Below are 25799 nucleotides of genomic sequence, written 5' to 3'. Positions count from 1 at the left end.
GAGACGCAAAGCCAGTAAGAGATGGTCCGCCGCAGCCACCACAGCCATGGCAGTTGCCCTGCTGCCTTCGGGACCTGCCTGGGCCGCCTCCACCACCGTGGACACCGGCACGACCAAGTCCACGCAGAGCGAGCCCGCCAAGTCCGGTCAGGATCCGGCCCCACCAGATCCGTCCAGTTCCCGTCCGTCGAAGGTGGAACGGCCCGACAGCAAGTTGCCCAAGGGCTGGCGCACTTCGGACGACCGGGCCGTCACCGTGGTCGGCGACTCCCGGGGACTGCACGTGCTGGTGGCCGACAGCGCCGAGGCGTACCAGTGGCAGGAGGTCGCCGCGCTGCGGGAGGACGGCTTCGACGCCGACGCGTGGGTCGGCAATGTGTGCGTGACCGGCTCGGGCAAGCGGGCCGTGGTGGCGTACGCGCCGAGAGCGTTCACCAACACTCCGGCGCTGTTCGACCGCGGGGCGTTCGCCGCAGTGGTGGACCTCGGCACCCACAAGGTGACCAAACTGCGCGAGCAGGTCTCGCTCGCCTACTTCAACCCCGGCTGCGGTACGGGCGAGACGGCGGCGCTGACCCAGTCCGCCGACGAGGAGGCAGGCAGGACACGGCTGCTGCGGCTGAACACCGCCACGGGCAAGGTGAGCAGTACGGTGACCGTGCCCGGCGAGGTGACCTCGGCCGTCCCGGTCGGCAACGCGATGGTCGCGGCCGTCGGCAACCGGCTCAGCCGTATCGGCGCCGACGGGTCCACCGAACTGATCGGCAAGACCTCGGGACCGGCCTTCCATCTGCACCCCGACGCCGACGGCGGCGTCGCCTTCCTCGACCGCGACGACAACGACGTCACCGTCCGCCGCGCCCAGGGCGGCAAACTGACCGCACTCGCGCACGGCACCCTCGGCAAGGTCGGGCTGTCCGCCGGTACGGCCGGCCGGCTGTTCCTCACCGGCAAGCCTCAGGATGTCGCCCATCTGCCGGACACCATCGACCGGTTGACGGCCGACGCCGGTGCGGAGGTCTCCTCGCACGGCCGGCTGGTCATCGAACGGGCCATGTCGCAGGGGCTGCGCTCCCATGTGACCAACCCCCTCGCGGCCACCGGCGACGCCGACGCCCTGCCGTACACCGTGGAAGCCCAAGTACCCGCGACCGGCAAGGAGTTGGCCTTCACCGTCGCGCCGGACACCACGCCCGCCGCGGAACGGCTCTCTCCCGCGCTGAAGTCGGCCGTCACCGCCGAGGGCAGCACGCTGGCCGCCGACTCCTCCACCACGACGTACGACACCGAGCGCACCTGTTCCATCCCGCGCAACGACCCGAATCAGCAGGCACTGCAGCCCACTCCCAACCAGGTCGAGTGGGCCGCGGACATGGCCATCAGGGGGAATCTCACCAGCGGTTACATCACCCAGGGCGGCTGGCGCGCCCAGGCCGGACTCGGTTCGGCGGTCTCGCCGTCCACGATGTTCCCCGTACCCGCGCTGACGGGCGCGGCGGCGGGGGCGCGGATCCCGGCCCAGGTCCTGCTCGGCGTCCTGGCGCAGGAATCCAACATGTGGCAGGCCTCGTACCACGCGATGCCCGGCCAGACCGGCAACCCGCTCATCGGCAACTTCTACGGCACCAACATCTATCCCGGCACGACCGGTTACGACCCGGACAAGGTCTGGTCGATCGACTGGGCCGAGGCCGACTGCGGCTACGGCATGGGGCAGCAGACGGACGGAATGAGCACCGCCGCGCGTCAGGTGCCCGGCAAGCCGGCCGCCTTCCCCGAGGCTCAGCAGCGTGCGATCGCCCTGGACTACACGGCCAACGTCGCCGTCGCCGCGCAGACGCTGGCGAAGAAGTGGAACGAGCTGCACACCGCCGGTCAGACCATCAAGATCAACGATGATGACCCGCAGAACATCGAGAACTGGTTCGCCGCGGTCTGGAACTACAACCTCGGCTTCAACACCCCGGACTCGACCGGCAAATGGGGCCTGGGCTGGCTGAACAACCCGGCCAACCCCAAGTACCCGGCCGACCGCAACGCCTTCCTCGACAACAACCACTACGCGGACGCCGCCCAGCCGCAGAAGTGGCCGTACCCGGAGAAGGTGATGGGCTGGGCCGCCTACCCCATCGACACCGGCCGCTCGTACAGCGACGCCGGTGCGGAGAACAGCGGCAACACCCACGGCTACCAGGCCGCCTGGTGGAACGACCCGGGCTACCGGACGCTCGCCATCAAGCCGCCGCTGAGCGCCTTCTGCAATTCCACCAACGGTTGTGACGCCACCAACCCGCCCGTGTGCACCACCGAGGCCTGCTACACGCAGTACTGGTACGACGGCGACGCCAAGTGGGCCTCGTGCAGCGGCACTTGCGGCTTCGAGACGCTGACGTACAAGACACTGCGCTCCGAACTCGGCAGGGGGAACAGCGGAACACCCGAGTGCGGGATCGGCGGGCTGCCGTCCGGGGCCGCCTCCAGCGCCATCATCGTCGACGACGTCGCCGACGGCGTAGGCACCTTCCGCACCGACTGCTCCAAGGCCTACATCAGCAACGGCAGCCTGACCTGGAAGTTCGCCGCCAACAACGGCACCTACGAGGGTAAGGAGGACCTGCACCAGGTCGGCGGCGGCCTCGGCTCGCACTTCTGGTTCGCGCATACGCGTGACGACGAGCACCGCATCGGCCAGATGAAGGTCACCGGTACCTGGACCCTCGGCCGAAGCCTCGACCAGTGGGCGCGCGTCCTCGTGCACCTGCCGGACAGCGGTGCGGAGAGCCAGCAGGCCCACTACAGGATCAACCTCGGCAACGGCAACTCCCGTGAGCGCTACCTCAACCAACGGTCCAAGAAGAACCAGTGGGTGGAGCTGGGCGCGTACCGCTTCGCCGGCACCCCCTCGGTGAGTCTGGACAACGAGAGCACGGACGGTACGGCGGACAACGACGTCGCCTGGGACGCGATCGCCTTCCAGCCGCTGACGGCCAAGCCGAAGATGGTCGTGGCCATGGGCGACTCGTACGCGTCGGGCGAGGGGGCCGGCTCCTACGAGACCGCGTCCGACCTGGACAACGGGAAGGCGACCTGGAACGCCTGCCGACGCAGCGCCAACTCCTGGTTCCGCAAGACGACCCTGCCCGGTTTCTCCGCCACCATCGGCGCGTTGAGCGACACCGCTTCGGGCTCGCTCGACCTGCAGAACGTCACCTGCTCCGGGGCGCACACCTGGCAGATGCTGCCGGGCACCCCGGTGAACGGCGACGGCAAGGAGACCTGGGGATTCGACGGGAACTTCCACGAGAAGTTCCAGATCGAGTCCGGCGTCCTCAGTGACGACACCGACCTGGTGACCCTCACCGTCGGCGGCAACGACGCGGGCTTCCCGGACGTGATGAAGAACTGCGCGACCACGGGCTGCCCGGCGGAGGACTCCGTCAAGGGGGACATCGACGACACCATGCCCGAGGTCGAGGCGGTGCTGAGAAAGATCAACGAAGAGGCCCCGAACGCCAAGATCGTGCTGCTCGGTTACCCGCGGCTCTTCAACGAGGACGTGACAGCCTGCGTGAGCGGCGTCGGCGGGGCGGGCATGATCAGGGTCAACAACATGGGCGAATACATGGAGGCCAAACAGCAGGCGCTCGTGACGTCCCTCAAGTCGGCGGGGCTGCCGGTCAGTTTCGAGTCCCCCGACAGCGATTTCGAGGGCAAGCGCGCCTGCGACGACAACGAGGGCATCAACAAGATCGTGACTGCCCAGGTGGGCGACGGCGACTTCAAGTGCGAGCTCGGAGGCACCTGGTGCATCAGCCGCGAGAGCTACCATCCGAACGGCGTCGGTACGTCCGCGTACTCCGCGGCCTTCCGCCGCGCGCTCGGCAAGCTCTAGAAGTCCCGGACGAGAACCCAGGCCGACATGACACCTGAGCAACAAGGCAGGACCGCACCGTGGGCGAAGGCCCTCGGTGCGGTCCTGCTCGCCCTGGTGGTGACGCTCGTGGTCTCCTGGCGCGTCGCCGACTCCCGGGAGTCCGACCGGGAGCACACCGCCTTCGAGAACACGCGCGACGACGCCCGCCGCTTCGCCGACGCGCTGGTCGCCCTCGTCGCCAGGGGCGGCACGCTCACCCGCCAGGATGTCGAGGACACCCTGGAGTCCGCCACGGGCAACGGGCGGGGCAACGGCCTGCTGTACGAGTTGGTCTCCGCGGACGGACGTACGCAGGTCGTCGTGCGGTTCTCACGCGTCTACGAGCGCTCGGCGTCCCTCTTCGGCCCGGCCGAGTCCATGGCCAAGCGCTGCTTCACCGTCGAGCTGCCCACGTCGGCGCCCGCATCGGCGTCCGCATCGGCGCCCACGTCGGCGCCCACCCAGGAAAGCGTCCGCATCGTCGCGCACGACGCGGACGAGTCCTGTACGGAGGTGGCGGCGGGGGTCGGCTGACAGCTGGAGTCGGCTGGCAGCGGGGGTCGGCTGGCGGCGCGGGTCGGCTGACAGCGGGGGTCGGCTGGCAGAGCAAGCACTCCGCCGGCACGGAGGCACTCAACCGGCACGGAGGCACTCAACCGGCTCAGAGCCTCTCAGCCGGCCAGCAGCTCCTTGACCACGGCGGCGACGCGGCCGCCCTCGGCCTGGCCGGCCACCTTCGGGTTCACGATCTTCATGACCGCACCCATGGCCCGCGGCCCCTCGGCGCCGGCCGCCTTCGCCTCCGCGACGGCCTGTCCGACGATCTCGCGCAGCTCCTCGTCGGACAGCTGCTTGGGCAGGTACGCGGCGAGGACCTCGCCCTCCGCCTTCTCCCGCGCGGCGCTCTCCGGGCGACCCCCCTGCGCGAAGGCGTCCGCTGCCTCGCGGCGCTTCTTCGCCTCGCGGGTGATCACCTTCTGCACCTCGTCGTCGGAGAGTTCGCGCTTGGTCTTGCCCGCGACCTCCTCCTTGGTGATCGCGGTGAGCGTCAGCCGGAGCGTCGAGGAGCGGAGCTCGTCGCGCTCCTTGATGGCGGAGTTGAGGTCGTCCTGCAGCTTCGACTTGAGCGTGGTCATGGGTCCGATTGTCGCAGGTGTCATGGCCCGGACGCCCGCTCATTTAAGGGCGGTGGGGCAGGGGGCCCGGCCGGAGTCTGACACGATGGAGAAATGCGCGCGCGATACGGAGTACCTCTGTCGGTCGCGGCGGCTGGCGCCGCCGGTCTGGTGTACGCGGCGGGCTTTGAAGCCCGCTCGTTCCGCCTCCGGCGAGTGACGGTCCCCGTCCTCCCCTCCGGAATGCGCCCCCTGCGCGTACTCCAGGTCTCCGACATCCACATGGTCGGCGGCCAGCACAAGAAGCAGCGCTGGCTGCGCTCGCTGGCGGGCCTGCGCCCCGACTTCGTGATCAACACCGGGGACAACCTCTCCGACCCGGAGGGCGTGCCGGAGGTCCTGGACGCCCTCGGTCCGCTGATGGAGTTCCCGGGGGCGTACGTCTTCGGCTCCAACGACTACTACGGCCCCAAACTCCGCAACCCCGCCCGGTACTTGTTCGAGAAGGCCCAGGGCCGCACCGGCCTGAACGGCAACGCTCCCGCCGTCAACGCCGTCCACAACCCGTGGGAGGACCTGCGCGACGGCTTCGACGCGGCGGGCTGGCAGAACCTGACCAACACCCGCGGCGCGCTGAAGATCGAGGGCGTGTCGATCGAGCTGACGGGACTGGACGACCCGCACATCAAGCGGGACCGCTACCCGGAGGTGGCCGGCGGCCCGTCGGGCAGCGCCGACTTCTCGATGGGTGTCGTCCACGCCCCCTACCTGCGGGTCCTGGACGCGTTCACGGCGGACGACTATCCGCTGATCCTGGCCGGCCACACCCACGGGGGCCAGCTGTGCCTCCCCTTCTACGGCGCGTTCGTCACCAACTGCGACCTGGACACGGACCGGGTCAAGGGCCTGTCGAAGCACTCGGCGGAGGGCCGTACGGCGTACCTCCACGTATCGGCGGGCTGCGGCACGAACCGCTACACACCGGTCCGCTTCGCGTGCCCGCCGGAGGTCACGCTGCTGACGTTGGTGGGCCGGGAGTAGTCGGCCGGGTCGGGAGGAGTCGGCCAGGCCGGCCGGGAGCCGCTGGGGTCGGGTGACCGGGCCAGAAGCAACTGGGTACAGGTGGCCGGGTACAGGTGACCGGGTACAGGTGACCGGGTACAGGTGACCGGGTACAGGTGACCGGGTTACCGGATCAGGGAGTAACCCGCACGGATCACCCACATCGCCCCCTTTGCCGGGCTTGCCTAGCGTGAGGGCATGACCGCCCCGATACCCAGGGACATGCCGGACCTTCCCCCCGTGCCGGGCAGGTCCCCACTGTTCCCCTCAGCCGTCCCCGCCACGGCGGTGGTGTCCCCCGTACGCCAGCCCCTGACCGCCGCATACCGCCTGCTGATCGGCCTGACGGCGGCCGGGGGCGTGACGATCGAACTGCTCCTCGGCGACCCGGCGCGGGCCCTCAGCCACTTCACGGTCCAGAGCGGCATCCTGCTGGCGCTGGTCATGGCGTGCTCGGCCGGCCGAGCCTGGAGCGCCCGCCGCCGCCTGCCGTCCGCAGTGACGGGCGCGGCCCTGCTCTACGCCACGATCACGACCCTGGTGTACCACCTGCTCCTGGCGAACGAGGCGAGCCCGTTCTCGATGACCGGCGTCCTGACCGTCGAGACCGCCCCCACGGGCTGGCACGCGCTCTCCAACCAGCTCCTGCACACGGCGGTCCCCGCGGCGGCCCTCCTGGACTGGCTGCTCCTGACGCCCCCCGGCCGCCTCCACCTCCGCCAGACCGCCCCCTGGCTCCTCTACCCCCTGGCCTACCTGGCGTTCTCCCTCATCCGCGGCGAACTGCTCCCGCCCGGCATACCGGCCCGCTACCTCTACCCGTTCCTGGACGTCGGCCTCCACGGCTACAAGACCATCCTGGGCAACGCCCTCCTCCTCGGCCTCGCCTTCTACGCCCTCGCCACCCTCCTCGTCGCCCTCGACCACACCCGCCCGAACCCCATCCGCCACCGGGCGAAAACCGGATTTCGTCTCCAGCCACCAGTGGGCTAAAGTAAACGACGTCGCCGCGACGAGCAGCGACAATCGGGGTGTAGCGCAGCTTGGCAGCGCGCTTCGTTCGGGACGAAGAGGTCGTGGGTTCAAATCCCGCCACCCCGACAGTGAAGTACCAGGTCAGGGGCCTGATCCGCATGGCGGGTCGGGCCCCTGAGTGGTTCCTGGAGATCGCTTGGGAGAAATCTGGGAGAAGATCTTGATCGGCTTCTCCCAGGAGCAGTCTCCGGTGCCGCAGGATGAGTGACGCTTAAGCGCCCTCGGACCTGCGCGTTCGCGAATCCAGGGCTCGTAGCTGACCAGGAACACCGCGGCGGGCCGCCCCAACGGTCGTTAGGAACACCGCACATGGCAGGTCATCGCTCAGCGCCTCCCCACGACCACGCCCGTGCGCTCGCCCAGCGGGTACGTGCGTTGCGGACGGACCGGGGGTGGACGCGGGAACGGCTGGCTAAGGAGGCGGGCATCGCCGTCGGGACTGTGAGTCGTCTGGAGAGCGAGGGAGCTATCCAGCCAGGTTTCTTCACCGTCGGCGCGGTGGCCGAGGCTCTTGCGGTCTCCCTCGATGATCTGTTCCGGACGGCCAGGGTGCCGACCGTCACACCCGGTCTCTGGTCAGCCGGGTACGAAGGACGGGACATCGAGTCATTCGTCGCCTCGCTCGTCGACAGCCGCATCAGTGTTGTGGCAGATGTACGGCTCACCCCAATCAGCCGCAAGAAGGGCTTCAGCAAGACCCGCCTCGGGGGGGCTCTTGCCGAAGCCGGCATCGAGTACACGCACCTGCGTGGCCTGGGCAATCCAAAGGACAATCGCGAGCCCTTCTGGGACGGCCGCGTCGAAGTGGGTCGAGCGCGCTTCCGTGGCCTCCTGCGGTCCGAGGAAGCTCAGGCCGACCTTGGCCGACTCGCAGAGCGTGCCCGAGCGTCACGGGTAGCGGTGCTGTGCTTCGAGAAGGACGAAAGCCGCTGTCACCGGCAGGTCGTCTTGGAGACGGTCCGCAGCCGGATCCAGGTGCCAGTGAGTCCCTTGGCCTGACTTCGTCACCGGCTTTCGCACGCACCCTTGCCAGCAGTGCGTGCCTCTCGTCCAATCAGATCGGGGAGATCGATGGAGGGGGCACGCCATGGCGTCGGCGGCATTCGGGAAACGGCAGCGCGCACGGATCATGATCACGGTCAAGACGTATCCGGAGCTGTCCAGTAAGTACCGCGAGACCAGCTGCGTGGCCGGCATACGCCTCGACCAAGGCGAGCCGCAGCACGTACGGCTCTTCCCTGTGCCTTTTCGGCTCCTGAGCGAGGAGACCCAGTTCTCCAAGTACTCGATCATCGAAGTCGACGTCGAGCCACACCGCCTTGAGCGAGACTCCCGCCCAGAGAGTCTCCGGCCCTATCTCGACACGTTGGAGATAGTGGGTGAGGTACCGCCCGACGGCGGCTGGCAGAAGCGCTATCGGCTCGTAGAGCCGCTGGTCGCTCCGTCCCTCTGCGCCATCAAGCGGGATCAAGAGAAACGAGGAACGTCCCTCGGCGTCTTCCGCCCCGCCGAGATCACCCGCTTCCGGCTGGAGGGCGCCGAGCCCTGGTCTGTCTCCAAAGCCGCGCTGGCCGACCAACTTGACCTGTTCGAGCAGGAGCTGAACCCGCTGGAGTGGGTGCCGCTCGACCTCCGCTACAGCTTTCGCTGCGCCGAAGACGACTGCCCGACCCACGACATGGGGCTGAAGGACTGGGAAGCAGGGCAGTCGTACCGCAAGTTCCTGCGCAAGTATGGCGAGCACGGGGTCCGTGATGCTCTCCGCGAGCGCTGGTACACCCGGATGTGTGCCCCGAACCGGGCCGTCCACTTCTTCGTCGGAAACATCGCCGCCCATCCCAAGACGTTCATGCTGCTGGCCGTCTTCTACCCGGAGCGGAAGGTCGTCGAGTACGTGCAGGACAGTCTGTTCGGCGAGTGACCCACTCTGCGGGAAAGAGATTTCCAGCAGATTCCGCAAAACTCATTCTACGGTCGGCGACACGTTGGAATCTACCCCAATCATCCTCAAAAACTCCCGCTCAAAAGAAAAGGAATTTTGACTAGAGATTACAAATCGAGAGGCCATGAAGACTTGTGCAGAATTTTCACTCTGCACCATACTCCCAGTCATCAGCACCGGCGAAATTTGACAGTCGAATCGAGAGATATTCGAATTACGCCACACACCTTCATCGGGATAGCAATACATGATCACATCCGGGGCAAGCGGGTATACTACATACGCATCCTTGCCGAGGTTACCCGGTTTTACCCACGCCCGACTATCGGACGTCCTGAAGGCCAATGGATTGTCCGATGTGATGAATGAAACAGGCGTCGAATTCAAGGCGAAAAGCCAGGTGCATCGACTCACGCGATCTGCATAGGAGGAGATTAGCGCGTCATCCCAAAGCACCGCAGCATGGAGGGCTCTAACGTCCTCTTCAGACTCGGCCTGGTACCCATGCAACGCCGAGAAGGCTACCAATATCGCGCGGGCGTCGGCCGTTCGTAGGGACTGGAGAGCCAGGAACTGGCTGATTACTTCTCGATTAACTTCAGGTATGGGTAGCGAATCGCCCGGATGTCCATGGCGAACCCAGTCGAGCCATTGACCTGTAATGGCGGACACTTGGCCCTCTAGGTCCGCAAATTGTTTTTCCATTTCCAACGGATTATGGCCGTGCTCAACCAACTGAGGCAGCATGTAGAAGTTCGACTCCGCAGCTACTGCCTTCGGCTGAGTGCGGAACACCCTATCGCTAGTCTTATCCCAGGCCCATAGGCGCTCCGCCGAGTCAGTAAATCGACGCAAGTAGAATTGCGGAACGTAATGATGAAGCTTAGGATCAGCCACGCCGCTCCCCCCTCGGCCCGCCAGCGCTAGTCAGCACGATGGTAGGAGCCACGTCCGACGCACAGCAACGCCATATAACCTGCCGTGGCGAGCGTTGGGAAAGCGGGGGAACAATGGGCGAGCCTCACCGGCACCACGTGGACACACGTCACGCACTCTCGAAGAGAGGCGAGCGCGATACCGGAGATGAGCGTCAGTAGCTGCTGCGGTTACATCTAGTGGTTACCGCAGCAGCCTTTGGCACGCTCCCGTGCCACCGCTACACCGCCCGCGCCACTACGTGGTGGTGAAACGGTCCCGCAACAGTTGGTTGAGGGCCCGGACCGGCGAGGCAGGCGACATGGCCAGCCGAGCATCGAGCGCCGCCTCCCACTGGTCGGTCAGGCCGAGCATGAGGCGCTGGCGCATGCCGGGCGTGACGTGCGCGTAGCGTGCCGAGACCGAGCCGTCGATGTGGCCCATGCGTTCGTCCATGAGGACCTTCTCGGTGCCAAGGTCCTCCATCATCGTGCGGTGGGTGTGGCGGAGGCCGTGGGGTGTGAGGCCCTTGGCGATCGGGAGCCAGCAGGCGTCCGCCCGCGCGGCAGCGCCTCGGCCTCGGGCCGGGACGCCGGGCCACGGCTCGCCGAGGATCGGTACCGGGCGGGCCTCCTGGGGCGCCTTCTTCGGGTACCAGCCCGAGGCCGCCGGGGTGAACAGCCAGGTCGCGAAGCCGTTGCGGCGCCAGTGAGCGGCATGCTCCGACGTGACGCCTCCGCGTGCGAACCCGAGCTCTGCGATGGCGAGTTCGACGCGCACGCGGGTGTCCTCGCGTACGCGGCCGGGGTGGTTGAGGACGTTCGAGACTGTGCCGGTGGAGACTCCGGCGCGGCGTGCGACATCGACGAGCTTCGCGCCCTGGTGACCGCCAGTACGGGCTGTGCCCTGGCCTCGGAAGACGTACGTCCTGCCGTGACAAGGGCAGGGGGTCGGCTTCGTACGGGCTATGTGGTTGAAGACCAAGGCGGACAGCCAGTCCATCGAGTCGATGGTGCGGTAGCTGTCGTCCTTGGGTGGGCAGCGGACCAGCTCGCCCGTATCCAGCTCGTACAGCTGCCACTCGACGCGGAAGGCACCAGGGCGGACGAACTCCGTCTCGAGGCCAACAATTTCGCCCCATCGGTTACCGGTGTAGCCCTTGAGGACGGTGGCGACGAACTCGTCGTCACGGCCGGAGAGCAGAGCCGCCCGCTCGGCGGTCAGCAGGATGCCCAGCGCGTCCGTGATCACCTTCTCCGGGCCGCGGTCGCGGGAGCGGCCCGCGCGCTTGCCCCGACCCCGTCGGCGGGCCGCCGGGTTGGAGGTGAGCAGGCCCTCGTCGATCGCGTCCTCGAAGATCAGGTGCAGCGTCGAGCGCCAGGTCTTGACGCTGGAGGCCGCGTACGTGGCGCGCTCCTTCTTCTCCCACAGCTCGACGTCCGTGCGCTGGATGCCGGCGAGCGCCTTCTCCTCGAAGTCGGGGAGCAGATGCTCCTCGATGTGGCGCTTGTAGTTCTGCATGGTCGAGGCGGCCAGGTCTTGCGCGGCGTACCAGCGGCTGGCGTACTCGCCGAAGGTCTCCTGGCCGAGGCCCGGGTCTCGCCACTGGCCCCGGCGGACGGTCACCTCTTCGGCGTCTGCGGCCTGCTTGGCCTCGCGCTTGGTGGCGAACTTGACCACGGCGCCCGTGGAATCGGCGACGGTGCCGTACTTGCCGTCCTTGATCTTGTAGCGGCCCCGCCAGTAGCCACCGCGCTTTTCTGCGTACCCCACAGAGTTCCCTCCCTTCTGCCGTGTGGGGTGCGTTAAGCGGCGGTTCCGTACTGGGACTTGGCCATGCGTCGTGGCGGTCGGGCCTTGAGGCGGACCGTGGGCGTGGCCGTCTCGCGCTGTTGCCGGGGAGGCTTCGAAGTAGGCGTCACGACGGCGCCGTGCGGCTGCGGATGCCGCGACGGGCGCTCTTCGTGCATGCGGACGATCTCAGCGAGGTGCTCGCCCGAGAAGCGGTACGCGCGGCCAACGCGTGTGAACGGGATGAGCCGGCGACGGGCCCGGTCCTTGATCCACCAGGCGGAGCAGCCGAGCACGGCGGCCACTTCCTCGGGGACGTAGAGGCGCGGGAGACCGGCCTCGGCGTGCAGAGCCGGTGCGGAGGCAGGGGTTATCGCGGGTTGGCGCAAGGGGTGGGTCCTCTTCTGGCAGGCATGGGGCGCGGCAACGCCGACCCGCCGGTCGATCGCTAGGGATGTGAGTGAGCTGCCCGGCCTGGGGGTTTGCGGGTCCAGGCCGGGAGGGGGTGCCGGAGGTTACGCCTCGTCGGCGGGGTGGGCGTCGTGGTCACCAAGCGGAGGACCATGCATCTTCAGCATGGTCTTGTTGGCCTCCTCCGCGATGGCGCTCTGGACCATGAGGTCGGCCTCCTCGCGGATGTCGGGGTGCTCGCCGAGATAGGCGTCGAGTGCGTCACGCGCCTCCGCGAAGGCCATGTTGGCTCTCTGCGTCGCGCGGAACGCGTCCACGACCTCGTCGATCAGTTCCATGGCGCGGGCCTTGGCCGCCAACTGCGGGGGGCCGACGAGGTTGCGCAGGTCGATGCCGAGGACCTCGGCGAAGCCGATGGCGTCGTCGAGATTGATGCGGCGCTTGCCGTTTTCGATCCGCCAGACCGCGGACGGGTTCATCTCGAAGCCGGCCTCGTTGAGCCGGTCGGACAGCGCGTTGGTGCTCCAGCCGCGAGCCTCGCGCTCCACCCTGATTCGGGTCGCGACGTTCGCCTCGCCGCTGAGCAAGACGCCCTCGGGCGGTTCGGACGGTTCTTTCTCCGCCACCGGCACCACCTTCCGTTCGTAGCAACACACTGCGGTTTGCAGCACAGCCTAAACAGTAGCATCACTACTGCAAGATGCAAAACACTTCTGCAATCTGCAATTCCTGTGGCATAGTGGCGGCATCCCACCCCACTGACCTCAGGAGTCCGCACGACCGCGCGCGACATGAAAGAAGCCCCCGGCGATGCCGGGGGCTCAAGCGCAAACCTCTCAACCACCATCCCTAGCGATCAACCTGCGGCGACCGGGATTGCCGTCCCATATGGCCCGCAAGCAGAGGAGCTGATGCCCAGTATGACCGACCCCCAGCCGAATACGCCATCCCTTCCCGACGACGCCGCCACGTCGTGGCCCCCAGTTGCTGTGCCCGGCCAACCGGCCGACTCCACCGCACCTCCCGCGGACGAGGACCTCGACCACGCCTCCAAGGAGGCTGTGCCCCTGTCCGAGGGTGCGCAGATCCTGGACGACCTTCGTACGCAGATCAAGCGGTACGTGGCGATGCCGAGCGAAGAGGCCGTCACGGCGGTCGCGCTGTGGATCGCGGCGACGCATCTGCAGCGCGCGTGGCAGCACGCACCGCGCCTGGCGATCGTCGCTCCCGAGAAGCGGTGCGGTAAGTCCCGCCTGCTGGACGTGGTGACCGAGACCGTGCACAACCGCCTGATCACGGTCAACGCCAGCGCGGCGGCGATCTTCCGGTCGATCGACGGGAACGACCCGCCGACCCTCTTGGTCGACGAGGCCGACACCATGTTCAGCACCACCAAGGCCGCGGAGAAGAACGAGGAGGTCCGCGGCCTGATCAACGCCGGGCATCAGCGCGGCCGGCCCACCCTGCGAGTATCCGGGCCCGAGCACCAGGTGCAGGAGTTCCCCACCTTCGCCATGGCCGCACTCGCCGGGATCGGCGACCTGCCCGACACCATCATGGACCGGGCTGTGGTCATCCGGATGCGCCGTCGCGCGGCGGGCGAGAAGGTGGCGTCCTTCCGCACCGGCCGGGACACCCCGGACCTGAACGCGATCCGCGACCGTCTCCACGCCTGGCTCCAGCCGCTGTACGAGCAGGCCATGGCGATGGAGCCGCCCATGCCGGTCGAGGACCGCGCAGCGGACACCTGGGAACCGCTCGTCATCATCGCCGACCTCGCCGGAGGCGACTGGCCCGCGCTCGCCCGTACCGCCTGCCGCACTATGTCCGACTACGAGGCCGGCCAGGACGAGGAGGGCGGCCTGCGCACCCGCCTCCTGGTCGGCATCCGCCGCGCCTTCGCCACTGTGGACGATCCAGCCGTGCTCAGCACGAAACACCTGCTGGAGTCCCTCAACGCGGACAGGGAGGCACCCTGGGCGGAGTACGGCGCCAACGGTCTGACCCCGCGCGGCCTGCAGCTGCTGCTGAAGCCATACGGCATCAGCTCAGCCAACCGCCGCTTCCCCGACGGCACCCAGGCCAAGGGCTTCGCGCGCAACCAATTCCTCGACACGTGGGCGCGCTACTGCCCCGAGCCGAAGCCGATGGACGGGCCCGCCCAGAGAGAGGACGAGCCGCTGCCCGGCACCGCCGCCTGACCCGACTCCACTCGCATCACTCGTCCCCGCGCAGGTCAGCGCGGGGACGAGTGAACAGCCCGCAACGAGTCGAGTCGACATCACCGCACCACTCGTACCTGCTCTGAGCAGGCATGCGACGAGTGGTACGAGACATCACGCCGTACGGCGGCCACGCCTTGCCCTCCCCTGCGCCGAGGCCGCCCCGCGCCCAAGCTCACCTGGAGTACCCCGCTTGCTCGCCCGCGTCATCACCCGCCTCCGCTCAACAGAGTCGCGCCCTCAGCCTCGCCCTGCCACCGATCCTGGAGAGGCTCGCCGCTCACGCGCCCGGACCACCCTCGTCCTCGGCCTGGTGGCCGTCGTCCTCATGGCCTTCCGGGTCTCGTGGAACGCCCTGTCCGACGTGGCCCGCACCATCGGTGCCGACTCCACGGCCGCCCTGCTCTACCCGATCGTGGTCGACGGGCTGATGGCCCTCGCGCTCATCGCCACGCTCGTACTGACCGGCCCCGATCGGAAGTTCGCGCTGCGGGTTCTGGCGACCTACACACTCGCCAGCCTCTTGCTGAACTACGTGCACGGCCTCATACCGGCCCTGCACACCGAGTCCATCCGGTGGGGCCGACTGGCCGACTGGGACCCCGCAAACTGGGCCCTCGTACTCCTGGCTACCTCGCTCCCGGTCGGGTCGATCTACTTCGGATCGGACCTCGTGGCGAAGGTGCTGCACCACGACCCCGAGTCGGCCGACTCTGCCGCAGTGGCCTCTGACGATTCGGCCGGCGAACAAGCTGATGAGTCGGCCGTCCAGATCACCGGTGCGCAGGCCACTGAGTCGGGGCCTGGCCTGGCCGAATCTGGTCCCGAAGGGGTGCCCAAGTCGGCGCCCGTGACGAAGCCGACCGAGGCCGATGAGTCGGCCTCCGCTGTCCGATCACCCCGGTCCGCCGCCGTGGTGGAGTCGACTGGAACCTCCCGGCATCAGGCGACCGGTCGGGTACCCGCCGCGACCAAGCCGACCGCCGACCGCCTCCGCACTGACGCGGAAGTCCTGGAGGAGGCCCTGCTCCTGACCGCCGACTGGACCGACGACGCGCTGACCGCGGAGCGTCTGCGCAACGAACTACGCGTCGGCCAGAACCGCGCCCGCGTCGTGCGCGACCAACTTCGGGCCGAGCGCACCGGCCTGCCCGAGCCCGTCACGTACGACGGCTCCGAGGGCGAGCCTCTCGACGTACTCGACGCCGCCGCCTCCACGCAGCAGGGGAAGCCCGCCACGGCCCCGTCCGGCACCGCCTGACCCCGCGTTCCGCCGATCACCCCTGTGTCTCCCGTGCCGACAAGCACGAGGAGGCACAGGGCCCGCGTACAGCGAACTCCCGTCCCCAGCACCCTACGGAGAACCAGCCCATGCACGACCCGCAACACGAACTCCCCATCCATCAGCAGGAGATGACCACCAGCCTCAACGACGCAGCAAGTTGTCGGGGAAGGAGTCCTTACCCGACCTCCGCCCCACAGAGGGGCGGGGCATCCGGCGCCGAGGCGGCACCGGAGTCGGCCGGCCCGGGGGTGCCAGCCGAGATGGGGACCAGCACGCCGTCGCCGAACACGCCGCAGAAGCCCGTCCAGCGTCGACGTCTGCGCGACAAGCAGCTTCGTGAGCGCCGCGTCCATCCCCGTTACAACGACGCCGAGTTCACCCTCGTCCAGAACGCTGCCGCCCTGAGCGGTTTGGCACCTGGCGGCTACGTGGCCGAATGCTCGCTCGCTGCCGCCCGCGCCGATGACCCCACCGCAGCCGTCGCCGACTACCGCGCCATGATCAAGGCACTCATGGCCGCCAACGGCAAGCTCGGCCAGATCGGCAACAACCTCAACCAGCTCACCTGGCACCTCCACAAGGACGGCGCCTGGCCCCGTCCGGCCACCGTCCAACAGCTCCTGGACCGCGTCGAAGCGTCCGTCGCTGAGCTGGACATCGCCATCGCCCAGGTTATTGAGGGGCGGTGATCAGGTGATACCCAAGATCATCCTCAGCTCGGGCCCAGACGCCACGCGCCGCACGATCGGCTACCTCTTCGGCAAAGGCCGGGCGAACGAGCACACCGACCCGCATCTCGTGGCCTCCTGGAACGGCTTCGCCCCCGATCCCGGCCGCAGCCCCCACCGCAACCCCAAGGAGGTGACGGCCCAGCTTGTCGCCCAACTCGACCAGCCCGTGAAGATGCTGGGCGACAAGGCGCCCAGGGACACCGTGTGGCACTGCCCGGTCCGAGCGGCGCCCGAGGACCCGATCCTCACCGACGCCCAGTGGGCCGACATCGCCCGCCGGATGGTGGCCGCCGCCGGCATCGCCCCCGACGGAGACGCGGAAGCCTGCCGCTGGGTCGCCGTCCGCCACGCCGACGACCACATCCACATCGCCGCCACCCTCGTACGGCAGGACGGCCGACGACCCGAGCGCGGCTACGACCAGCGCGCCGTCCAACGCGAGGCCCGCCAGATCGAAGTCGACTACGGGCTACGCCGGTTGAAGTCGGGCGATGGCACCGGGGCCAAGCGCCCCACCAGCAAGGAGCACTTCAAGGCCAAGCGCCTGGGGCAGGACGCCACCACTCGTGATGTCCTCCGTCTGCGAGTGCGCCGCGCGGTTGCCGCCGCGGCTGACGAGGCCGAGTTCTCCGCCCTGCTGGAGGCGACGGGCGTGACTGTGCGCCTCAAGCTCAGCCCCTCCGGCGACGCGCTCGGCTGCAACTTCGCCCTGCCCGACGACACGAACGACAAGGGTGAGCCGGTGTTCTACGCGGGCTCCACGCTCGCCCCCGACCTGTCCCTGCCCAAGATCCGCAAGAACCTCGCCACCACCAGCCCCGAGCCTGTGGCTGCCCGACCGGCCGATCCGTGGCGCCAGGCGACAGCCGCCGCCGAACGCGTTCCCCACCACCTCATCCACAGCGACGAGCCGACCGCCCAGGGCCAGCTGGTCGCGCTCGGCGCAACACTGGACGTCCTGTCGGTCACCGCACCGACCGCGGTGAAGGCCGAGCTGGAACAAGCCGCCCTCGCCTTCGAGCGCGCCACCCGCTCCCGCATCGTGGCCGACCTGGACAGCTCCCGCGTCCTGCGTCGCAGTGTCCAAACGATCTGGCGCGAGAAGCCCGCCGACGGTGACGGGTCCGGGTTCACGATGCTCCTGGACACCGTGCTCACGGCCGTGGCGTTCGCGATGCACTGGCACCGCACTCACCAGCACGCACAGCAGGAAGCCGCGGCCGAGCAAGCCCTGGTCCATCTGCAGACCGCGTACGCACAGGCAGCCGAACCGGTCGTGGGGCGCCTCGCGCAACGAGCCCCCAGCCTCCAGATGAAGCAGCGCTTCGCCCGCCACCTCCAGCAGGCGGTTCCCGATCACGCCGAGCGCATCCTGGGCGACCCGGCATGGGACGCGCTCACCACCGTGCTCGCCGAAGCGGAGGCCGCCGGGCACAACGCGAACACGCTCCTCGACCAAGCGCTCGACCAGCGCACCTTGGACGACGCCCACAGCCCCGCCCGCGCGCTGACCTGGCGCGTCCGGCGTCTGGGCGAGCGGCATGCCCCCAGCCCTCGGGCCCAGGCGGCCAAGGCTCGCAGTGCCGCACAAGGCAACGTCGGCTCGACCCGCTCGACGCCCGTCGCACCCCTTCAACCGCGGTCGCCATCGCGCCGACGCTGACCAAGGAGCGCGCGCAACATAGCCGACGATCGCCGGTTAGCCAAACCGGCGATAGTCCGGAGCATTTGGGCCTCAACCCCGAACTCCGGAAGGAAACCCCTACATGCCCTCGCCCGAAATCCGACCGCACATCGTCGCCCTCCTGTGCCACGCGGACTTCAAGCTCCGAGCGGACACCAACACCTGGAGCCACCGCTCCGGACGCCCGTTCACTGAAGCGGAGCAGGCAACGGCCCTCTCCGCCACCAAGGACGAATTCGAGGAGTTCGGCGCACAGCACCAGCGCTACATGGAGTACCTGCACACGAAGGAGGAGAGCCCCAACACTCTCCAGAGCTTCCTCGCCCCGTTCATGGAACAGCTCACCGAGAAGACCTACGGCAATGCGGTCGAGCTGATGACCAAGGGCGATCGGGCCGAACTCGATCGCATCCTCGGTCTCATGCTCGAACCGGCTCGCCCTTTCACTCCGTACGCCTTCTGACAGGCGTACGCACACGGCGGCGCTGATCAGGCCCGCGCCAAAAGCTCGGGAGTGAGCAGCTCCAGCGCTTCCTCCCAGCGATAGCGGTCCGCACCACCGCCGGCCTTCGGCTTGTGGGGCTCGTACGAGCCGATCAGGACGCCCATCTCGCGCAGCACGTCGAGGCTGCGTGCGTACGCGGGATGGGCGGCCTGCGCCGCGTTCAGGTACGGGCAAGCAGCGATCGGGATGCCCATGCCATGGGCCTCGCACAGGATGCCGAGCGCCAAGGTGTCGGAGATCCCCAACGCCCACTTGTTGATCGTGTTGAAGGTGGCAGGCGCCACCGCGATGGCGTCGGAAGGCGGCAGCGGGCGCGGGTCGCCGGGCATCCGCCAGGCTGAGCGGATCGGGTAGCCGGTCTGCGCCTCGACCGCCTCGGCGTCTATGAAGCCGAAGCCCTGCGGAGTGGCGACGACGCCCACGTCCCAGTTCGCCTCCTGCGCCGCGGTGATCAGCTTGCCGACGTCGCCAGCAATTCCTGAGGCGCACACAACGACGTAAAGAAAGGGCTTCTTGGTCTGCTGGTCTGGCTGATCACTCACGCAGGGACTCCCAGTTGGCGACTGAAGCGGTGCAGTTCAGGCAGCGTACGGCGACGGTCGCGGGCAGCCATGTCGGCGACCAGTTCCCGGACGGCTGGGCGCCGGATGTCCTGGGCCGCGCAGCTCTCGGCGATGCGCAGGGCCTGGTAGCCGTCAGCGAGACGACCCTGCTGGCTGTAAGCGCGGCCGGCCTCGATCCACAGGGCGGCCCGGCGTTCGGGGACGGGGATGTGGCGGCGCATGAGAGGGCGGGCGGTGTCCAGGGCGACGCCCGCGTCGCCGAAGACGACGGCCGCGCTGAGTCCGTGCAGGGCGACGTTGGTCGGGCTGAAGTTGGCCCAGGCGTCCGGGCTGTCGAGCGCGACGTAGCGGGCGACTTCTTTCGCCTCGGTGAGGAAGTCCTGGGTGGCGGAGCGATCTCCGCCGTTGCTGGCGGCGGTGACCCCGCGCAGGAGCAGCAGTCCGAGCGCCGCGAGGTACCTCGGGGGCCTCTGGTCGTACGAGCCCGTGAGCTGGTCGGCGGTGTGCCGGACGAGGGTGACGGCCTGGGCGGTGTGCCTGTCGCGGGCCAGGGCGTGGGCGTGAACGCGGACGCTGGAAGCGAGGACGACAGGGTCGCCGGAGCGTTCGGCCTCCGCCATTGCGCGTCCGACCGCGAGCCAGGCGTTGCCCTGGTCGCTCTGTTTGAGCAGCAGGCTCGCCGAGGTCTGGTACGTCGTGGCGAGGAGACCGGAGAGGTCGCTCGAGCCGGGGCTTTCGCTGATCGCCTGCCGTAGCTGACCGATCAGGACGGGCAGCGCGCCCTCCAGCTGCGTGTAGTCACAGGTGCAGAACAGGCGCCGCACGCCTGCGACTTGGTCTCGCAGACTCGGAACATCGGGCACTGGTTCGGCGGTCACTCGGACCGCTCCTGGCATCAGGGACTGGACCAAGTCCTGATGGGCGGTGCTGGGGATGGTCGGGGCCGCGAGCGCGGCGATGCCGGCGGCGAGAACGGTACGGCGGCGCATGTCCTCTGTCTCGGGGTCGGAGGGGCTGATGTCCGAAGCGGCGGCGAGGCCGAGGCGATGCGGTGGAATCGCCAGCACCTGCGCGACCTCGCGCAGCATGCGGACGTCCTCCGTCCCCCTCCCGCTTTCCAGGCGGCTCACCTTGGACTGGTGATAGCCCAGTGCGGAGGCAACGTCCTTCTGCGAGCGCCGCTGTAATACGCGGGCCTGACGGATCACTTCACCGATCCGTCTCGCCTCACCCTGCGCGTCGGCCATCTGTGCCACGGCTCCTCCCGCCGTCGCCGATCCTGCCTGCTCAACCGAGCGTAATGGACTGGCAGTTCATCGTGATGCAGCTCCTGCATAGGTCATGCAGCACCGGCACACGTTCTGGTTCGAGGGGCCCGTGGGGCAGTTGCCTGGAGCGGCCGAACCCATCCAGGAGGCCGCTCATGGAAGCGCACCACATCCGAATTCCCGTCTCCGGCACACCTGCCGGCGCCGCGTCCGCGCGTCGGCAGATCGCCGAGGAGATACGGGATTGGGGTGCCGCTCTCGGGCACGAACTTCTGTACGCGGCCGAGTTGGTGGCCTCGGAGCTGATCACGAACGCGGTACGGCACGCGCACCACGGGCCCATCACAGCGGGCGCCGATCTTGACGCAAGGGCACTGCGCATCGCGGTGATCGACGCCAGTTCCCAAATCCCCGAAGTCAGCCTGCCCGAAGCGGACGAGGAAGACGGACGCGGACTGTTCCTCGTCGCCGCGCTCGCCGACCGCCACGGATTCGATCCGCTGCCTTCCGGCAAGCGCTGCTGGGCCGAGTTCGAGTTCGGAACACCGCTCCCAGTCTCTGCAACACGCCCTCGCCAGCAAAGGAGTTGACTGTTGCCTGCCACACGGATTCCCCCAGTCGCAGCGGAAGTGGTCGCCGTACGGCCGAGCGTCCCGCTTGCCGGAGCCGTGACCGTCGACGGATCGAAGAACGCGGCGTTGCCTCTGCTGGCCGCCGCCGCGGCCATGCACCGCCCGGTGCACCTGAGCAACGTCCCGGCGAACACGGATGTCGAGACGATGCTCACCCTCCTCCAGCAGGCTGGTTGGCACGCAGCCCGCCCGGTCAGTGACCCGCACACCACGGTGATCCTGCCGAGCGACAAACCGCAGCCGGATCCGGGCCCCGAGGTCGCTTCCCGCATCCGGGCTTCGTACTACCTGGTCCCGGCGCTGCTCGGCGCTTACGGGCGGGCCCGCCTGCCGTGGCCGGGCGGCTGCGCCATCGGGGAGCGCGGGATGGAGCAGCACTTCAAGGTGTACGAGCACTTCGGTGACCGCACGACCGTGGATGATCACGGCTATCTCGTGGAGGCGGCCACGGGTGGACGCGGGACGTTGTCGATCATGCTGCCCTTCCGGTCCCGCGGAGCGAGCATCGCCGCCATCTTGCGGGCGATCGTCGCCGGTCGCCCGCTGCGCCTGGGACAACCGAACCTGTCGCCCGAAGTGCTCAGCGTCGTAGAGGCGTTGGAGATCGCTGGGTGGGAGTGCCGGGTCATGGCGACCGTCCTGACGCTGCGGCCGCCTCGGTCCCTCACCAGCGACCCGCTCGCCTGGAGGGTGCCTGGAGACAAGATCGAGGCAGGCACCCTGGCCTGCGCGGTCGCGGTGAGCGGAGGCAACGCACAGATCCTTGGCGTGCGCAGCGACGACATCGCGCCCCTCGTCAACGCACTGCGCTGGCTCGGCGTACCCACCGATGCCAAGGACGACGTACTCACCGTCGAGGCCCAGGACGCCCAGCCCACCGGCCGACCCCTGCGCGCCATCGCCTCCCTCTCCCCCGGCGGCCTGGACGCGGATTTCGAACCACCCCTGATAGCCCTCGCCCTCACCCTCCCCGGCACCCACCTGTTCGCCGACGACATCAACCCCGGCCGCCACGGCAACCTGCTGCCCCAGCTCGTCCGCCTCGGAGCCACCATCGACGAGCTGTCGCCCACGCAGTGCCGCTTCACCGGGCCGCAGCGGCTGACGGGAACCGGGGTGGAGGCCACCGACATCCGCACAGGCTCCGCCCTCCTCATCGCCGGGCTCACCGCTCACGGCGTCACCACCCTCGGCGGCCTCGAACAGCTCCGTCGCGGCCACGCCGACCTGCCCGTCAAGCTGCACGCCCTGGGCGCCGACATCTGCGAGGTGATCCCGTGAACCGGCAGCTCCGGCAGCTCATCGCCACGACCGACGTCCACTCCACCTTCGGCTCGGCCGTCCCGATGCTCGCCTACCTCCACGCCTCCAGGCCCGACAGCCTGATCGTGGACTGCGGAGACTTCTTCGAGGGCAGCGGCTTCTACCACCTCGGCAAGGGGCGCATCGAGCGCACAGTCCTCACCACCCTGTACGACCTGCTGGCACCCGGAAACCACGGCTGGCCGCACTACTTCGAGCCGCAGCTGCATCGGATGACGGTGTGCGCGAACACCACCGACGACAACGGCAAGCCGCTCTTCGACCGCGTACACATGCAGGAGATCGGCGGTCGACGGGTCGCTGTCACCGCGGTGCTGGGGCCACAGGCGTTCAACGCCATCCCTGCCGACCAGCGTGTCGGCCACCGCGTCAGCGATCCCGCACAGGCCCTGCGCGAAGTGATGCTGGAGCACCACCACCGGGCCGACGCCTGGATGGTGCTTTCACACTCCGGCTTCGAGGAGGACCTGAAGCTGGCCGCCGCCTGCCCGTTCGCCGACGTCATCTTCGCCGGACACTGCCACAGCGACACCCTCGGCCCCTCGCACGTCGGCGACACTCTGGTGGTCAAGGGCCGCGAACTCGGCGTCGGATACGCAGCCGCAGAGCCAGTCGGCAGCGGCTGGGCCGCCCGCACCTGCGTCTTCCCCGACGCCACTACCGTTCCCAGCGACCTCACCGCGCTGTGGAAGGAGATCTCGACCGCCCGACAGCAGCTGAGCAGCCCCCTCGGCATGCTGCGCGAGCCTTACCGCGGCAACCGCTTGGACCGCCGCCGACTGCTCGAAGAGATCGCTGAGCGTCTGCACACCGGCCTCGGCGCCGACGCGGTCGTCCTCAACGAGACGGCCTTGCGCACCGTTCAGCTCGGCGCCGTCCTCACCCTCGGCGACCTGTTGGCCGTCGAGCCCTTCGCCAACCAGCTTGTGCACGCCTTCCTCTCCGAGGAGCAAGACCAGGAACGCGACAAGCTGCTCGATCACCTGCCCCAGCTCGTCGGCCCTCTCGCCGTCGCCCCCGATCCTTTGCCGCCGGCGATTCGAACCGTGCTGACCACCGACTACCTGGCCAACACCTTCTTCGGCGAACGAACTCATCAGGCAGGCATGCGACTTGGCCAGGCAGTTCACCACGTCCTGGCCTCTCCACTCCCCAGCTCAGCACCACTCACAAAGGAGCCGAGCGATGATCCTTACCGGACCTGAGATCAGGGCTGCCGTGGCCGACGGCCGCTTACGCATCACGCCCTTCGCCCCGGACCAGACCAACCCCAACAGCTACAACGTCCGGCTCGGTCCCACCCTCCTGACCTACGCCTCCACGGTCATCGACGCGCACCGCCCCAACCCCACACGCTCGATCATGATCGGCAAGGACGGCTTCGTCCTCCAGCCCGGTGAGCTGTACCTCGGCCACACCGTCGAGGAGGTCGGCTCGGACGTCTTCGTTCCTCTGCTCTTCGGCCGCTCCTCAGTCGGCCGCCTCGGTCTGTTCGTCGAGATCACCGCGCCGATCGGCGACATCGGATTCCACGGCCAGTGGACCTTGATGCTCTCGCCCATCCGGCCACTGCGGGTCTACGCGGGCATGAAGATCGGCCAGGTCATGTTCTTCGTCTCCACCGGTGACGTCGACCTGTACTGCGGCAAGTACCAGGGTGCCGCGGGACCCCAGCCCTCCCGCTACTGGCGGGACACGGCCCGCACCCCGGCGGCCGCATCATGATCCTCACGGGCCCCGCCATCGCCGCCGCTGTCAGCATGGGCGAGATCACCATCTCCCCGTACGACCCCTCACGCCTCTCCCCCAACGCCTACGACTGGCGCCTGGGCGACACCATCCGCGTCTGCGCCGGCGACCTGGACGCGGCGATGCCCACAGCCTTCACCGAGCACCCCATCCCCACCTCCGGCCTGATCTTGAAGCCTGGCGTTCTCTACCTCGGCGCCACGCTGGAGCGGACCGGCTCGGAAACGTACGCGCAGCTACTGAACGGCGACCTCACCATCGGCGCCCTCGGCATCTGGGTCCACGTCTCAGCCCCACTCGGCCACCAAGGGCACGCGATCCACTGGACCTTGGAGATCCGCGCTGCTCTACCCACGCGGGTCTATCCGGGCATGACCTTCGGAAAGCTCGTCTTCCTCACCTCCCTCGGCACCCCTGCCAGCTACCAGCAGGAGCACGCCAAGTACGCGGCCACAAGGGGCATCGACATCTCCCGACTGTACGAAGAGATCCCTCAAGGAGCGCTGTGAATCCCGCCGTACGCCAGGACGCGGGGCCGGTAGCCGCAACCTTTCTCGACCTGCCGGCCGGAAGCCCCGGCGGCAGCGTCGAGCTCTTCCTCGACCTCTACACCGGGGATCAGCCGCTCATCCCCGCGCGAGCATTCATGCTGGCCCCTGCTGGGACCAGACCTCGCCTCCCGGCCAACCTCGGCCTGCTGACGGCACCCGGCAAGTGCCTGGAGGGTCCGGCGTTTGCCCGTTACGTGGCAGTCCTACGACGCGCCTTGGTGACCGCGGTGAACCCGGCCCAGATCGAGGTCCTGCACCTGCAGCACCTCGCCTTCGGCGCCACCCCTGCACTGCTCCGGGCCCTGCCATCGCGTCCCAGAATCGCCCTCGTGCACGGCACCGACCTGATCTTCGCCGAAGCACACCGCGATCAACTCCAAGTGCTCCGCGAGACAGCAAGGGCGGCCAACGCCATCGTCGTGCCCACCAAGGCGATGGCGGACCACCTTCTGAAGCTCGCCCCACAGACCGACCACCGAAAGATCGTCCACGTCCCCTGGGGCATCCCGGACCGCCTGCTCACCGATCCACCGTTCAGACCCGCCCGCACCCCGACCAGCCACCTACGGCTCTTGTACGCCGGCCGCCTCACCGCCGAGAAAGGCGTAGGGCACCTGATCACCAGCGTGTCAGCCTTTCCCGGAGTCGAGCTGAGCATCGCCGCCCCCAGAGCCCAGTTTCACGCCATGGCCCCGCTCCTCAAACGGGCCAGGGTACGGCCGCGATATCTCGGCTGGCTCCGGCGTCCACAGCTGTGGAAAGCCTTCGCCGAGCACGACCTGCTGGTCATGCCCTCCACGACGCTGGAGGCCATGGGCTTGGTCGCGCTGGAGGCCCAAGCCTGCGGTCTACCCGTCCTGCATCAGCCGGTCCCCGGCCTCAACGAAGTCCTCGCCACGTCCGGGGTGGCCACCGACTTCACGCACCCCGCCGCACTCGCACGCGAACTCGACCGGCTCCGAGCCGCACCGGGCCTGTTCCCCGCCCTTCAACAGGCGGGCTACGCGAACGCCGCCCGCTACCCGCTCTCGGCGACAGCGGAAGCCCTGGCCGACCTCGGCCGCCAGCTCACCTGAACACGGCCGTGGCCCGGCTTCGACGC

At 68.5% G+C, this 25799-nt stretch carries 24 protein-coding genes and 1 tRNA gene; 18 read left to right on the top strand and 7 right to left on the bottom strand.

Annotated features, from left to right (window positions below; genetic code table 11):
- Positions 1-46: 46 nt before the first annotated feature.
- Entirely contained in the window at positions 47-3892 is a 3846-nt protein-coding gene (locus tag AB0H86_RS06405; RefSeq protein WP_362433600.1) for an SGNH/GDSL hydrolase family protein, read from the top strand.
- Between the two features lie 27 nt (positions 3893-3919).
- Positions 3920-4447: a hypothetical protein gene (locus tag AB0H86_RS06400; RefSeq protein WP_362433598.1), complete on the top strand. Its 528-nt coding sequence runs from the start codon at positions 3920-3922 to the stop codon at positions 4445-4447.
- Between the two features lie 137 nt (positions 4448-4584).
- On the opposite strand, the gene AB0H86_RS06395 is transcribed toward AB0H86_RS06400, so the two are convergent.
- Entirely contained in the window at positions 4585-5049 is a 465-nt protein-coding gene (locus AB0H86_RS06395) for a GatB/YqeY domain-containing protein (protein WP_362433596.1), read from the bottom strand.
- A gap of 93 nt (positions 5050-5142) precedes the next feature.
- Here AB0H86_RS06395 and AB0H86_RS06390 point away from each other — a divergent pair, with 93 nt between their 5' ends.
- The 5 genes from AB0H86_RS06390 (at position 5143) to AB0H86_RS06370 (ending at position 9046) form a co-directional block, all read left to right on the top strand.
- Positions 5143-6069 (top strand): metallophosphoesterase, encoded by a 927-nt coding sequence (locus tag AB0H86_RS06390; RefSeq protein ID WP_362433593.1) that lies wholly within the window; start codon positions 5143-5145, stop codon positions 6067-6069.
- A 219-nt stretch (positions 6070-6288) separates the two neighbouring features.
- Positions 6289-7083, top strand: a complete 795-nt coding sequence (locus AB0H86_RS06385) for a Pr6Pr family membrane protein (RefSeq protein ID WP_362433591.1) — start codon at positions 6289-6291, stop codon at positions 7081-7083.
- Between the two features lie 34 nt (positions 7084-7117).
- Positions 7118-7191: transfer RNA gene (locus AB0H86_RS06380), tRNA-Pro, on the top strand.
- A 243-nt stretch (positions 7192-7434) separates the two neighbouring features.
- The gene (locus tag AB0H86_RS06375) at positions 7435-8124 is read left to right on the top strand and encodes a DUF488 family protein (RefSeq protein ID WP_362433588.1); all 690 of its coding nucleotides are present in this window, start codon (positions 7435-7437) and stop codon (positions 8122-8124) included.
- An 88-nt stretch (positions 8125-8212) separates the two neighbouring features.
- Entirely contained in the window at positions 8213-9046 is an 834-nt protein-coding gene (locus AB0H86_RS06370) for a hypothetical protein (protein ID WP_362433586.1), read from the top strand.
- A 42-nt stretch (positions 9047-9088) separates the two neighbouring features.
- Here the strand turns inward: AB0H86_RS06370 and AB0H86_RS06365 are convergent, their stop codons facing one another.
- The 4 genes from AB0H86_RS06365 to AB0H86_RS06350 form a co-directional block, all read right to left on the bottom strand.
- Entirely contained in the window at positions 9089-9964 is an 876-nt protein-coding gene (locus AB0H86_RS06365; RefSeq protein ID WP_362433583.1) for a DUF4238 domain-containing protein, read from the bottom strand.
- Positions 9965-10240: 276 nt separating this feature from the next.
- Positions 10241-11755, bottom strand: coding sequence for a LacI family DNA-binding transcriptional regulator (locus AB0H86_RS06360; RefSeq protein WP_362433581.1), 1515 nt, complete (start codon positions 11753-11755; stop codon positions 10241-10243).
- A gap of 32 nt (positions 11756-11787) precedes the next feature.
- Complete coding sequence (locus AB0H86_RS06355) at positions 11788-12162, bottom strand: helix-turn-helix domain-containing protein (protein WP_362433579.1); 375 nt, start codon at positions 12160-12162, stop codon at positions 11788-11790.
- A gap of 126 nt (positions 12163-12288) precedes the next feature.
- Positions 12289-12810, bottom strand: coding sequence for a helix-turn-helix transcriptional regulator (locus tag AB0H86_RS06350; RefSeq protein ID WP_362433577.1), 522 nt, complete (start codon positions 12808-12810; stop codon positions 12289-12291).
- 294 nt (positions 12811-13104) lie between these two features.
- On the opposite strand from AB0H86_RS06350, the gene AB0H86_RS06345 reads away from it, so the two are divergent.
- From AB0H86_RS06345 to AB0H86_RS06325, 5 genes are all read left to right on the top strand, one after another.
- Entirely contained in the window at positions 13105-14385 is a 1281-nt protein-coding gene (locus AB0H86_RS06345; RefSeq protein ID WP_362433575.1) for a DUF3631 domain-containing protein, read from the top strand.
- Positions 14386-14599: 214 nt separating this feature from the next.
- Positions 14600-15667 carry a DUF2637 domain-containing protein gene (locus tag AB0H86_RS06340; protein WP_362433572.1) on the top strand — a complete coding sequence of 356 codons (1068 nt, stop codon included), beginning with the start codon at positions 14600-14602 and terminating at the stop codon, positions 15665-15667.
- Between the two features lie 284 nt (positions 15668-15951).
- Complete coding sequence (locus AB0H86_RS06335) at positions 15952-16380, top strand: plasmid mobilization relaxosome protein MobC (protein ID WP_362433570.1); 429 nt, start codon at positions 15952-15954, stop codon at positions 16378-16380.
- Between the two features lie 4 nt (positions 16381-16384).
- The gene (locus AB0H86_RS06330; protein ID WP_362433567.1) at positions 16385-18085 is read left to right on the top strand and encodes a mobilization protein; all 1701 of its coding nucleotides are present in this window, start codon (positions 16385-16387) and stop codon (positions 18083-18085) included.
- 103 nt (positions 18086-18188) lie between these two features.
- Complete coding sequence (locus AB0H86_RS06325) at positions 18189-18569, top strand: hypothetical protein (RefSeq protein ID WP_362433565.1); 381 nt, start codon at positions 18189-18191, stop codon at positions 18567-18569.
- 26 nt (positions 18570-18595) lie between these two features.
- Here AB0H86_RS06325 and AB0H86_RS06320 read toward each other — a convergent pair whose 3' ends face one another.
- Entirely contained in the window at positions 18596-19153 is a 558-nt protein-coding gene (locus AB0H86_RS06320; protein WP_362433562.1) for a flavoprotein, read from the bottom strand.
- Positions 19150-20421 carry a helix-turn-helix transcriptional regulator gene (locus tag AB0H86_RS06315; RefSeq protein WP_362433560.1) on the bottom strand — a complete coding sequence of 424 codons (1272 nt, stop codon included), beginning with the start codon at positions 20419-20421 and terminating at the stop codon, positions 19150-19152. Before AB0H86_RS06315 ends, AB0H86_RS06320 begins: the two co-directional genes overlap by 4 nt.
- Positions 20422-20597: 176 nt before the next feature.
- Between AB0H86_RS06315 and AB0H86_RS06310 the strand changes: the two genes are divergently transcribed.
- From AB0H86_RS06310 to AB0H86_RS06285, 6 genes are read left to right on the top strand one after another with little or no spacing between them, the layout of a single operon-like run.
- Complete coding sequence (locus AB0H86_RS06310) at positions 20598-21032, top strand: ATP-binding protein (protein WP_362433558.1); 435 nt, start codon at positions 20598-20600, stop codon at positions 21030-21032.
- Between the two features lie 39 nt (positions 21033-21071).
- Positions 21072-22355 (top strand): UDP-N-acetylglucosamine 1-carboxyvinyltransferase, encoded by a 1284-nt coding sequence (locus tag AB0H86_RS06305; RefSeq protein ID WP_362433730.1) that lies wholly within the window; start codon positions 21072-21074, stop codon positions 22353-22355.
- Positions 22352-23602 carry a bifunctional metallophosphatase/5'-nucleotidase gene (locus AB0H86_RS06300; protein WP_362433556.1) on the top strand — a complete coding sequence of 417 codons (1251 nt, stop codon included), beginning with the start codon at positions 22352-22354 and terminating at the stop codon, positions 23600-23602. Before AB0H86_RS06305 ends, AB0H86_RS06300 begins: the two co-directional genes overlap by 4 nt.
- Complete coding sequence (gene dcd / locus AB0H86_RS06295; RefSeq protein WP_362433554.1) at positions 23583-24122, top strand: dCTP deaminase; 540 nt, start codon at positions 23583-23585, stop codon at positions 24120-24122. The genes AB0H86_RS06300 and dcd overlap by 20 nt, the downstream gene beginning before the upstream one ends.
- Complete coding sequence (locus AB0H86_RS06290; protein ID WP_362433551.1) at positions 24119-24655, top strand: deoxycytidine triphosphate deaminase; 537 nt, start codon at positions 24119-24121, stop codon at positions 24653-24655. The genes dcd and AB0H86_RS06290 overlap by 4 nt, the downstream gene beginning before the upstream one ends.
- The gene (locus AB0H86_RS06285) at positions 24652-25773 is read left to right on the top strand and encodes a glycosyltransferase family 4 protein (RefSeq protein ID WP_362433548.1); all 1122 of its coding nucleotides are present in this window, start codon (positions 24652-24654) and stop codon (positions 25771-25773) included. Before AB0H86_RS06290 ends, AB0H86_RS06285 begins: the two co-directional genes overlap by 4 nt.
- The last annotated feature ends 26 nt before the right edge of the window (positions 25774-25799 follow it).

Origin of the sequence: Streptomyces sp. NPDC050997 (assembly GCF_040660135.1) — a bacterium.
Taxonomy (GTDB): Bacteria; Actinomycetota; Actinomycetes; order Streptomycetales; family Streptomycetaceae; genus Streptomyces.
The sequence above is the reverse complement of the archived record's forward strand: the minus strand, read 5'-3'. Positions and strand labels throughout refer to the sequence as shown.